At 35.2% G+C, this 12,454-nt stretch carries 11 protein-coding genes and 1 pseudogene; all 12 read right to left on the bottom strand.

Annotated features, from left to right (window positions below; genetic code table 11):
* Nucleotides 1–277: 277 nt before the first annotated feature.
* Nucleotides 278–1,018: a hypothetical protein gene (locus APF76_07130; GenBank protein KUO49188.1), complete on the bottom strand. Its 741-nt coding sequence runs from the start codon at nt 1,016–1,018 to the stop codon at nt 278–280.
* Between the two features lie 281 nt (nt 1,019–1,299).
* Nucleotides 1,300–2,154 carry a 3-methyl-2-oxobutanoate hydroxymethyltransferase gene (locus APF76_07125; GenBank protein KUO49187.1) on the bottom strand — a complete coding sequence of 285 codons (855 nt, stop codon included), beginning with the start codon at nt 2,152–2,154 and terminating at the stop codon, nt 1,300–1,302.
* A 113-nt stretch (nt 2,155–2,267) separates the two neighbouring features.
* The gene (locus tag APF76_07120) at nt 2,268–3,551 is read right to left on the bottom strand and encodes a C4-dicarboxylate ABC transporter permease (protein ID KUO49186.1); all 1,284 of its coding nucleotides are present in this window, start codon (nt 3,549–3,551) and stop codon (nt 2,268–2,270) included.
* Between the two features lie 14 nt (nt 3,552–3,565).
* Nucleotides 3,566–4,033: a hypothetical protein gene (locus APF76_07115; GenBank protein KUO49185.1), complete on the bottom strand. Its 468-nt coding sequence runs from the start codon at nt 4,031–4,033 to the stop codon at nt 3,566–3,568.
* A gap of 57 nt (nt 4,034–4,090) precedes the next feature.
* Nucleotides 4,091–5,116, bottom strand: a complete 1,026-nt coding sequence (locus tag APF76_07110) for a C4-dicarboxylate ABC transporter substrate-binding protein (protein ID KUO49184.1) — start codon at nt 5,114–5,116, stop codon at nt 4,091–4,093.
* Nucleotides 5,117–5,202: 86 nt separating this feature from the next.
* Nucleotides 5,203–6,153, bottom strand: coding sequence for a hypothetical protein (locus APF76_07105; GenBank protein ID KUO49183.1), 951 nt, complete (start codon nt 6,151–6,153; stop codon nt 5,203–5,205).
* A gap of 19 nt (nt 6,154–6,172) precedes the next feature.
* Entirely contained in the window at nt 6,173–7,834 is a 1,662-nt protein-coding gene (locus tag APF76_07100) for a dihydroxy-acid dehydratase (GenBank protein ID KUO49182.1), read from the bottom strand.
* Between the two features lie 130 nt (nt 7,835–7,964).
* Nucleotides 7,965–8,984: a 4-hydroxy-2-oxovalerate aldolase gene (locus APF76_07095; GenBank protein ID KUO49181.1), complete on the bottom strand. Its 1,020-nt coding sequence runs from the start codon at nt 8,982–8,984 to the stop codon at nt 7,965–7,967.
* Nucleotides 8,981–9,856, bottom strand: a complete 876-nt coding sequence (locus tag APF76_07090; protein KUO49180.1) for an acetaldehyde dehydrogenase (acetylating) — start codon at nt 9,854–9,856, stop codon at nt 8,981–8,983. The genes APF76_07095 and APF76_07090 overlap by 4 nt, the downstream gene beginning before the upstream one ends.
* A 96-nt stretch (nt 9,857–9,952) precedes the next feature.
* Nucleotides 9,953–10,714, bottom strand: coding sequence for a hypothetical protein (locus APF76_07085; GenBank protein ID KUO49179.1), 762 nt, complete (start codon nt 10,712–10,714; stop codon nt 9,953–9,955).
* 929 nt (nt 10,715–11,643) lie between these two features.
* Complete coding sequence (locus tag APF76_07080; protein ID KUO49178.1) at nt 11,644–11,928, bottom strand: hypothetical protein; 285 nt, start codon at nt 11,926–11,928, stop codon at nt 11,644–11,646.
* A 186-nt stretch (nt 11,929–12,114) separates the two neighbouring features.
* Nucleotides 12,115–12,454: pseudogene (locus APF76_07075) on the bottom strand.

Below are 12,454 nucleotides of genomic sequence, written 5' to 3'. Positions count from 1 at the left end.
CTCTAGCAAAGGAGCCAAATACAGAAGCTTTTTTAATTCCATGCCGTTTTAAAATTGGTACTGCTTTATTCTTAATAAATTCTAGATTCATCCTAATCCCCTTTCTAAATGGGAGAAATCTAATCTATTAATATATATTATCCACCGAAGGTTAACTAAATATAATTTTTACCTATTGTTTCTAGAGGCTAGTGCGCCAAAATATAGGCATGCTTATAGAATTGATAAAATCAAGGTATTGAGTATACATATTTCATTTCCAGGTCTTATTGCCATCCTATTTAATAACTGTCTCCACTTTATTTATTTTCTTCCCAGTAGAGTAAATGGTGATGGCTCCGTGTAGATCATTTCTGTAAACAGGAATACCCACATCTTCAAAATACTCCAGGACATTCTTCCCAGGATGTCCAAAGGAATTGTTTTCTCCAACCTGGATTACAACTATTTCTGGATCTACTTTTGCTAGATATTCTGTATTAAAAGAATATGAACTTCCGTGATGAGGAAATTTTAAGACATGGGACTGAGTGGTATAGGGCAGCATGTGATTAATAGTCTCCATCTCGATGTCTCCTGTAAATAGAAGTGATACATCATTATATATTAGCTCTGCAACAAGCGAATTGTTGTTGGCACCAAGAGAAGCTGGATAATCTCCAGGTGGATGTAATATGTTTAGTTGTATATCTGAATCTAAGCCTATGGATTGACCTTCCTTGCTGTAGGAATAGTTAAGTCCTCTATTTTCAATAATGTCCAAAAAACCTTCGTATTCCTCTTCAAAACCTGCAGGTATTAGAGTTAAGCCAACAGGGTACTGCTTTAATACTAGATTTAAGCCTGCAAGGTGATCATCATGGGGGTGGGTGTTTATTACCACATCCACATTTTTCACTCCAAGATGTTTTAAAAAAGGAACTACTACTAAATCCCCATAGTTATGACTACCTGAAACCCCTCCTCCATCTATTAATACCACCCTGTCATTAGGTGTTTTTATATAATTACGTAACAATGAAGAATTATTACCTGCTAACACAAATTATAGAACATACTGCTACTGAGCTGTATAAAAACAGGTTGAAAATATTGACGGACCTAAAAAACAGCAAAAATAATATCCTCAATCTGTTAGAAGTGCACCCGCAAAGAACAGACGAGAATATAAAACTGTTAGCAAAACCCATGCAGTTAAGTTTTATCTAATAGTTATATTATTAGGCTTTTAGGTTTTTAACTATTGGAGAAGATTGAAATTAAATTTACTCTTCAGAGCATGAGATATTCAACCAATTACTATATTTCTTCTAGCAATTTATGAAATTTTAATATTTCTTCCTCTTTCATCTTGTATGTGTGTTCTCCTTCTACTGGGAATTGGCCTGATATTACATCCCTTTTAAATTCGCTAAAGGAATTGGTAATTATTTCACCAATATTAGCATATTTCCTTACAAATTTAGGTGAAAATTCATCATAAAGACCTACCAGATCAGCATACGTTAGAGCTTGCCCATGAGTAAAAGGACCTGCCCCAACTCCAAAAATAGGTATGTCAGCTTTATCTGTTACTATTTTACCGACTTCGGATGGAACAGCTTCCACTAGTATACTAAATGCACCAGCTTTTTCAGTATCTTTAGCTTCTTTGACTATTTTGAAAGCATCTTGTGCGCTACGCCCTTGAGTCTTAAATCCCCCTAATTGACCCATGGTCTGTGGTGTAAGGCCTAAGTGTCCCATTACTAATATTCCCGCTTCATTGATTGCTTTAATCCTACTTAAGGTTCTAGGTCCTCCTCCCTCGGCTTTTACCGCATCAACCCCAGATTCTTTTATTAACCTTCCTGCATTTTCCACAGCCTGTTCATCTGAAACTTGATAAGCCATAAATGGTAGGTCACCGATTATAAATGTATTTGGAGCCCCTCTACGAACAGCTTTACAGTGATGGATCATATCTTCTATGGTAACAGGGTGAGTAGTTTCATAACCAAGACAAGCCATACCTAATGAATCTCCGACAAGTATCATATCAACTTCTGCTTTTTCCATCATCTTAGCCGTTAAATAATCATACGCAGTAAGATAAATGAACTTTTCCCCATGTTTCACCATATTATTGAAATCAAATACTGTTTTTTTTACCATAACATTAACCACCCTTCGTATGATTAGTATAGAACTTAAATTATCATTCTCCAATTAGGCCTCAAGTAAAAATGTGGAAGCAAATTACCATTTTTTAATAACTTGAGTTATTTTTATTTACCCAGCAAATCAGGTAACCATGTAATGATACCCGGATAAAATGTTATTAATAGTACAATAGCGACTTCTGCAATTAAAAAGGGCATAACACTTTTAGAAACTTGCTCAATAGTACTTTTACTTATAGAACTTGCTACAAATAGATTAACTGCTAAAGGAGGCGTAATCATACCTATAGATGTGTTCACAACAATTATTATACCTAATGCTGTTAGGTCAATACCCAAACTTAATGCAAGGGGTATTAGTATTGGAGTCATAAGTAATATTATAGATTGAGTTTCCATAAACATACCCAGAGTTAGTAGAATAAAATTTAAAAGCAGTAAAATAATATATTTATTGTCAAACATAGCCAAAATTGCAGATGAAACCGCTTCAGGAACACTAGCATTAGTCATTAACCATGCAAACGGCGCTGAACATGATACAATGAATAATATGACTGATGATGTAACAGCTGAATTGATAAATACTGGTTTTAAATCCTTCATTTCAATTTCTTTATATATAAAAACACTGACAATTAATGCATATACAGCTGCTACAGCGGCAGCTTCGGTTGGTGTAAATACTCCCCCATAAATTCCACCCAAAATTATTATAGGCATTAGTATCGCCCAAATCGCATCTTTAAAACTTAATAGGAGATCTTTAAATTCAAAACTATGGACTTCCTCTTTTTCCTCACAACCTCTTGCTAAAAATAATACACAAACACTTATAACTCCAGCCAATAAGAGTCCTGGAATAAATCCTGCCAAGAAAAGCCTTCCTATAGAGACAGATGCCGTAATCCCATAAGTCACCATAGGTATACTTGGAGGAATAACAACTCCTAAAGTTCCTGAAGATGCACTAATAGCGGCTGATAAATTTTTAGGGTAACCTGCTTTAACCATAGCAGGAATCATAATTCCACCTATAGCTGCAACAGTTGCAACATTTGAACCCGATATGGCTCCAAAAAATGCGGAAGCAACGATTGTTATAATACCTAAACTAGATGAAAGAAATCCCAAAATCGATTGGCAAAATTTTATTAATCTTTTTGATATTCCTCCTTTTTCCATTAAATTACCCGCCAATATAAAGAAAGGGGCTGCCATAAATGGAAAACTATCAATAGAAGTAAACATACGCTGAGACACAACTATTAAAGGAACCGTTGTGTCGGTCAGAAGCACCCCTAAAAGAGCTGCGGTACTGAGTGCAATTGCAATAGGAATACCACTAAAAAGAAAAATAAATAAACTACTAAATAATACTAATCCCACAAGGCTACCTCCTATCAATAGTTACTTTTATAGTTAAATACACTTTGAGCAAATCTAAACATTAAGAGTAAACTTCCTAGAGGGATTGCAGAGTATATAAACCACATAGGTAAATACATAGCTGGGCTAGTTTGACTCATCCCAAATTGCAAATATACAATTTTACTCGATAGGATAACTATTATCACAGAAAATGCTGTTACAACAAGCAATTGATACACCCTTATGATTTTTTGAAAGTTTTTTGGAAAAAAGCTAATAAAAGCCGTTACTGAGAAATGAGCCTTCTTCTTAGCTGCTACACCCAAACCCAAATATGTCATCCACACCATTGCATAACGGGCAAACTCCTCTCCCCATGTCATTGATCCTATCCCTAGATATCTTGAGCCAGTTGCTAGAAATATCACTATTACCATTAACAAAAGAAGTAGAGCGATAATATGTTCTTCTAAACTAGAGAACCATTCCTTCAATTTCATCACACTCCTCTTATTCCAGAAGCTTGTGTTAAGTTAACACAAGCTCCTGAAGTTGTTCTATTTTGAATCTTTTAAAGCCTTAATCAAATCTGCTGGTATTTGATCCTCAAATTCCTTATAAACAGGTTCTACAGCTTTTTGCCACTCACTTTTATCAACCTCTGTTATTACAACACCTTCGTCTTTAAGTGTTTGTATTAATTCGGTATCCATTTGTCTGCAGTATTCTCTTTCCCACTCTCTTGCCTCTTTTTCCGCCTTAATTAGTACATCCTGCATTTCAGAAGATAAGCTGTCAAATTTACTTTTATTTACCATTAATACTGCTGGTGAATAAAAGTGTTCTGTAAGAGAAATGTATTTCTGTACTTCATATACTTTTGTTGAGTGTATCCCCACAAGTGGGTTTTCTTGTCCATCAATTGTACCTTGTTGAAGGGCTGTAAATACTTCGCCCCAAGCCATAGGAGTGGGAGTTGCCCCAAGTTGTTTAAAACTGGCAAGGTGAATAGGGTTTTCCATTGTTCGTATTTTCAATCCTTTTATATCTTCAGGACTCTTTATTTCTTTCTCATTATTTGTGACATTACGAAATCCATTTTCCCAGAAACCTAGTCCTTTAATATTCTTAGATTCTAAGCTATCTAAAATTTCTTGCCCTTTTAAACCATCCATAAACTTATATCCCGCATCTCTGTCCTTTATTATAAAAGGTAAATCAAAAATCATAAACATTGGAGAAAAGTTTGGTAGAGGACCTGTTGAGGACAGAACCATATCTAAGGTCCCCATACTTACACCCTCAATCATATCCCTTTCATTACCTAATTTCGAATTCTCAAATATATTCAACGTCATTTTGTTATCAGAGTATTGCTCAAGCAATCTCTTCATTTCAAGTAATCCTTTACCGTAATGAGAATCAAGGTCGACTGTAATCCCTATTTTAAATTCCACCATTTCCATTTCATTATTCACTACTTCATTATTATCATTAGGCTGCTCATTGCTGCTATTACTACTGCATGCGCTAATTGAGACCAGAATAAACATAATAACCACTAAACTTAACAATTTTTTCATACTCGACTCCTCCTAATAATTAATTTGTATTTAGATAATCTGAAACTTAATAACTAACCGAAGTATTATTCTGTTAGGTTATACTTCTATGGATTTGCTACTACCAGATCTTCACAATTTTGTTCTGATTGTTTTAAATTTGGATATTTACCTTCAATTATTTCTACAACCGTTTTCACCTGCCTAACTTTTTGTCTTATAGAGTAAGAAAGACTTTCCTCAGAGAGCCAGGGACGAGCCATTTGAGCAATAGAAGGACCTGGTTCGAATTTAATATAACAAGGCGAGGCCACTCGGATAATTTCAGGCATCTCCCAGAAACGGGTTTGCCCTCCAAAGGAATCAAAATTGACAACATGAATATCCATTGGTAAATCACAATATTGCCTAATACCGGCCAACATTGGTGTAGTGACATCATTAACAGGATTAAAGCTATTTGCCCCCAATTCGTGTAATAATTTTGCTCCTGCAGCATTCCCATGCCCAGCTAATATAGAAACTTTGAAAATTGTTTCCTTTGGCAATTCTCCCATTTGGCGAAGTTCATTAAGTATCTTTAAAACACCCTCATCCCAAACAAGAAAACCCCTAATTCCCTTTTCGACACATCTGAAGATATCAGCAAGATAAAATTTAACACTATCTTGTCCCCTAAGCCTAAGCCCTGATAGACATCCCTCTGGCGAAGATGATTGTTTACCTATTTCCCAAAGTGGACGCTGCCCTGGTGCCATAATAACTTCAAGATTTGCCTCTTTACTTAACTGCGCTATTCTAGTTAAATCTTCACCTGTTAACCAAGTAGAACCCATAAGTGAAATAATTACTCTATGAACATTTACTCCAGATATTTCCTTCTGCTCAATGAGTGTTTCTAGTGTGCTCGGTTTTTCAACGCCTGATATTTCAACTCTGTAATTAGCACCGTCCGCAAACGTACTATTTGATGATGGTAACTCATAATTGTCACTATTGGGATACTCTAATTTACTAAGTGATTCTTCCGCTTTTATAAGCCATATATTATTTTCCAAATTATCACCTCCTCGAATGTTATTCAAAAATAGCTCCTTTAGATGCAGAACTTACATGTTTTGCATACCTCCTCAGGTAACTGTATTGAGGTACATCAAGATCTTTAGGTACCCATTTTTCTAATCTCTTATCTAAAATATCTTGAGGAACTTCTAAGTCCAGTATTCCTTTTTCTAAATCAAAGCTAATGATATCCCCTTCCTCGATCAATGCAATTGGTCCTCCCTCAGCTGCTTCTGGGGAAACATGACCAATTGCAGCACCTTTTGTTGCTCCGGAAAAACGGCCATCAGTTACTAGTGCCACAGAACCGCCTAAACCCATTCCAATTAAAGCTGCCGTTGCAGTTACCATTTCACGCATGCCAGGTCCTCCTTTAGGACCTTCGTATCTCACAACTACAATTTCTCCAGAATTAATACTTTCTGAGTAGATGGCACTAATGGCTTCATCTTCCGAATTAAATACTCTTGCCAATCCTTTATGCACGTACATTTCCTTTACGACTCCCCCCTTTTTGCATACTGCTCCACCGGGAGCCAACGTTCCTTTTAAAATTTTTAGACCTCCAGTATTTGTATAGCAGTTATCGAAGGAACGAATAACGTCATTATCCAATACTTTTGCATTCTTAATATTTTCTTCAATGTTAGTCCCCGTTACTGTTAAAGCATCAGTATGCATTAGCCCTTTTTCTGCTAGCTCCTTCATTAATGCACTAGCTGATCCTGCCCTATCGAAGTCTTCTGGAAAGTGATCACCAGCTGGTTTCATTTTTACTAAATGCGGAACTTTTTCTGCATATTCATTAAATTTTTCTAAACTTAACTCCATTCCAGCTGCATTGGCTATAGCAGGTAAATGAAGGGTAGTATTTGAAGACCCACCAATTGCCATATCAAAAGTAATAGCATTTTCTATTGCTTTTTGGGTTAATATATCTTTTGGTTTTATGTCCTTCTTTAACAATTCCATAACCTGTATACCCGCTCTCTTAGCAAGAGCTAATCTTTTACCACTTACCGCAGGGGTTGTACCAGTCCCTGGAAGTGACATTCCCATTACTTCTGTCAAAATATTCATAGAATTTGCTGTCCCGAGTAAATTGCATGCACCAGCACCAGGTAAAGCCACTTTTTCTAGTTCATAAAGTTCTTCTTCTGTCATTTCCCCTCTTTTTACTAAACCAATGCTCTCATATAAATCAGTTAAACTTACTTTTTTACCATTCCAACAACCCGAAAGCATAGGCCCACCACTAACTACAATTGAAGGAATATTAAGACGAGCTGCTGCCATTAACATTGCTGGGGTAATTTTGTCACAGTTTGTAATTAAAACCATTGCATCAAACGCATGAGCGTTTATCATTATTTCAATGGAGTCAATAATATGCTCCCTACTAGCTAACGGGTATAACATTCCAATATGAGCTTGAGCTAGTCCATCACAAACAGCTATTACTGGAAATTCTAGTGGAGTTCCCCCTCCCATCCTAACTCCTTCTTTTACAGCCTTAGTAATAGTATTTAAATGAAAATGACCGGGCATTACTTCATTAAAAGAATTGACAACAGCCACTAATGGTTGATTCATTTCTTCCTCCAGTAAACCCATTGCGTGAAATAACTCCCTATGAGTTGCTCTCTCCATTCCCTGAGTAATTACATGGCTTCTCATTTTCTGCCTCCTTAATTAGATAAAGTGGATAAACAGTCTCTACCCTCCTCTTATAAAGTAACAATCAAATAATTCTATGAATTAACACATCGTGTTTCCCTAGAAAAAGTTTATTAATAGATTGAAAACATTACGATAAAGAATTTAAAGAAATTTCATGAGCCACTTGAATAATCCAGTCTTCTTGACCTCCTACAGCCTTTCTGTTACCCAGTTCAACCAACACATCCCTTGAGTCAACATCGAATTGTTCAGCAGCTTTCTTCACATGTATTAAAAAGCTAGAATAAACCCCCGCATAACCAAGCATTAGCGTATCAGAGGTAAATCTCGGCAAAGAAACCCCTTTTTCTTTCAACAATGGGAGAAGTACTTGGTTTCCAGCATCAATAGTTTTATATAAATCCATGTTTGTTGGAATCTCCATCTTTTTCAAAACTGCTAACAGCATTTCTGTAGAACAGTTTCCTGCACCTGCACCAAACCCCATAAGAGAACTATCTATGTAAGTTGCTCCCTCTTTAATTGCCACCAAACTATTTGCTATAGCTAATCCCAAATTGTTGTGGGCATGAAAACCTACTGGTATAGAAAGGTTATTCTTTAAAGCACAAACCCTTTGTTTTACTTCATGTGGGAGAAATGCTCCAGCAGAATCTGTAATATATATTACTTCTGCTCCATAGCTTTCCATTAATAAAGCCTGTTCTGTTAGTTTCTCTGTAGATTCCATATGGCACATGATTAGATAACCGATAGTGAACATCCCCATATCTCTAGCGACTTTTATATGTTGCTCAGCTATATCCGCCTCAGTAATGTGAGTTGAGATTCCTGCCACGTTCGCTCCATGCTTCTTTGCTAACTTCAAATCATTAATAGTACCTATTCCTGGTAACAAGAGAACCTGAAGCTTCGCTTTATTCAAAACTGATGCTGCTGCATTTACATATTGTAAATCAGTTATAGCACCCAATCCATATTGCAAACTACTACCACCAAGTCCATCGCCGTGGCCCACCGAAATAATATCTGCTCCAGCATCTTCTAAGCTTAGTGCAATTTCAGAAATGTCTTTTGGCATGAATTGATGAGAAATTGCATGGCTTCCATCCCTAAGTGTAGTATCCTTTATATATACAGTCTTCATTTCTTAACCCCCAATAACTTACTAGCATATTTTTCACCTACTTGTACTGCAGCACATGTCATTATGTCTAAATTACCGGAGTAACTAGGTAGAAAATCTCCACTTCCTTCAACTTCAATCATTGTTGTTATTTTATCAACAGAAAGTATAGGCCCCATTACCACCCTATATCCCGGAACATATTCATTAATTTGTGCCACCATTTTTTTAACAGATTCCTTAATTATCTCTATATCTGGTTTCTTTACTATAGTATAAATTGTATTTTTCATAAGAATTGGTGGTTCTGCTGGATTTAAAATGATAATTGCCTTTGCAAGATCTGCCCCAGCAATTTTCTCTATTGCCTTTTTAGTAGTTTGAGTAAATTCATCAATATTCTGCCTTGTTCCAGGTCCTGCACTTTTACTACTTAAACTAGCAACTATTTCTGCATAACTTACATCAGCAACGCTGTTTATTGCAGCGACTATAGGTATAGTTGCCTGGCCGCCACAAGTAACCATATTAACATTATCATCATTTAATATTGCGTAGTCGAAATTAATTGATGGGACACAATATGCCCCGATAGCAGCTGGTGTTAAATCTATAGTGAATATACCTGCAGCCCCTAGCAAATCTGCATGCATTGAATGAGCTTTCGCACTAGTCGCATCAAAAACTATCTTTATATCATTGATACCAAGAATATCCTTAATACCATTCGAAGTAGTTTTAATCTCTCGTTTGCGTGCTAATTTTAGCCCTTCAGTTTCCTGTATTCCCACAACGTACTCTAATTCCATGTATCTACTTTTTGTGATCTTAAACATAAGGTCAGTCCCTATATTACCTGGTCCGAGTATTGCAACTTTTACCTTGTTCTTCATTTTTCTTGATTCCCCAATCATAGATAATATATTGATTTCGTTGTATCTGTTTTATATTGTAAAACCGCGTTTCCTATAACGTTTATAAAAAAATAATTAATAAATGCTCCAACCAATTTCATTAGATATTTTCTTACTGCATTCTATCAGAAAAGGAGTATACTCATTTATCTTTTCTTTTGTCAAACTAATTGTATTTCCTGATACACTTATAGCAGCACTAGCTTTTCCGTAAGCATCAAAAACTGGGACAGCAACACATGAAAAACCTAAAGCAATTTCTTGATTATCAATTGCAAATCCCTGTTGCTTAATTTTTATAAATTGTTTAAGTAAAACATCTATATCGGTAATTGTATATTTAGTAAATTTTTTTAGTTCACCCGAAAGTTTCATGTTTATTATTTCATGGGATTGAAAAGCTAATATTACTTTTCCGACGGAAGATGCATGTAATTCTGCACGGGAACCAATTTGTGAATAAATGTTATTAACATTCCCATCATATTTGTCCAAGTAAATTGCTTCATTATTTGACCAAATAACAACATGTACCGTTTCCCCCGTTTTTTCCCCTATTGATTTTATATATGGTTTAAAAGTTGATCGTAGATCTACTTGCCTTAAAAAACTTTCACCTATTTGAAAGGCCCTTATCCCTAGACTATATTCTTTAGTTTCTGGATTTTGACGTAAATATCCCAAATTTTCCATAGTATCGATTAAGAAAAAAGCAGTACTTTTAGGCATACCCAATTCTCTACTGACTTCAACTAAGCTTCTTTTTTCAACTCCGATTATTTCCAAAATTTGAAATGCCTTTTCAACTGACTTAATTTTCTTTTGATTGTTAGACATAGACACCCTCCAGATTATTTTACATTGTAAAACGATATTTCCTATTATTAAATACTTCTACGTCCTTTTAATTTTTCCTTTAATTTTTTCCATTAAGTTTTCCTTTTTTTTTACTTTTTTTAATCATCAAGTATTAACCGCTACCAGCTGGCATCAGACATAATTGAAAAAGTCAAACCGTCCTTTGCTTGTAGAACGGTATCAATTGATAACCTCATAGTTAGGAAAACAGCACATACAACTAAACAAGATACTGTCTTCACGATCACATCTTATACCTCCCTCGATATATAATTTTAAAATACACATTACTATTTTTGGGGCAAATACTACCTAATATCATTTTCAAGCAGATCTAATTGTTCTATTACAATACTATTTTAAGCAACCTCCATAGAACCACCTCCCCAGCCTTTAATCTCTCCTTTACTTCAGGCTGGGGAAGATATGAAATAATGCTAAACCTAACCTTTGCCTTTGGGAGGTGTACTCCCGGGCAAATAGGACTTTGCAGGTTACCAATAATTTGCCCGGGATTTTTAATGCTTTTCTATTTGAGTTAACTGGATTATATTACTATTTTTATATTTTCTACAGGTAATGTCTATTTAGCCATAATCGTTTACTTTTTAGCCACTTTAATCCACAAGTCACCTTAAAATATAGTTAAGAAAACCATGCTTTATCAGAATCCATACAATAAAAAAGAAACCTTAAAGGTTTCCGACTTAGCATTCTATAATTTTATACTATTAATAAGCTACCTCTTTAATTCAGGCAAATCACAATTCATCCAGATCTACCCCAAAATACTCGTGAAAATAAAACATCTCTCATCCCAGCCATAAGCTTCCATGGAATATTAGGATAATTGTTTTTTACATCGGAAGAAATATTTTTGGTAGCTTCTCCTATGATTTCAAATCTTCTTATAACAGCATCTTGGCTTTTGATATCATCTTTAAATTCTTCCTTGATAATGCATTTTCTGTGACTAAATCCACATCAGCATTAAGGACATCTTGTAAATCATATTTCAATTCAATTCGCTTAAATAAAGACTTTTTAGTTTCCGGCAAGTATTCTATTAAAATATAAATATCACTATTATGTTTTTCTTCTCCTCTAGCAAAGGAGCCAAATACAGAAGCTTTTTTAATTCCATGCCGTTTTAAAATTGGTACTGCTTTATTCTTAATAAATTCTAGATTCATCCTAATCCCTTTTCTAAATGGGAGAAATCTAATCTATTAATATATATTATCCACCGAAGGTTAACTAAATATAATTTTTACCTATTGTTTCTAGAGGCTAGTGCGCCAAAATATAGGCATGCTTATAGAATTGATAAAATCAAGGTATTGAGTATACATATTTCATTTCCAGGTCTTATTGCCATCCTATTTAATAACTGTCTCCACTTTATTTATTTTCTTCCCAGTAGAGTAAATGGTGATGGCTCCGTGTAGATCATTTCTGTAAACAGGAATACCCACATCTTCAAAATACTCCAGGACATTCTTCCCAGGATGTCCAAAGGAATTGTTTTCTCCAACCTGGATTACAACTATTTCTGGATCTACTTTTGCTAGATATTCTGTATTAAAAGAATATGAACTTCCGTGATGAGGAAATTTTAAGACATGGGACTGAGTGGTATAGGGCAGCATGTGATTAATAGTCTCCATCTCGATGTCTCCTGTAAATAGAAGTGATACATCATTATATATTAGCTCTGCA

This window comes from Desulfitibacter sp. BRH_c19 (assembly GCA_001515945.1).
In the GTDB taxonomy this organism is placed as follows: domain Bacteria; phylum Bacillota; class DSM-16504; order Desulfitibacterales; family Desulfitibacteraceae; genus Desulfitibacter.
This window is presented reverse-complemented; position numbering and strand designations above follow the sequence as displayed.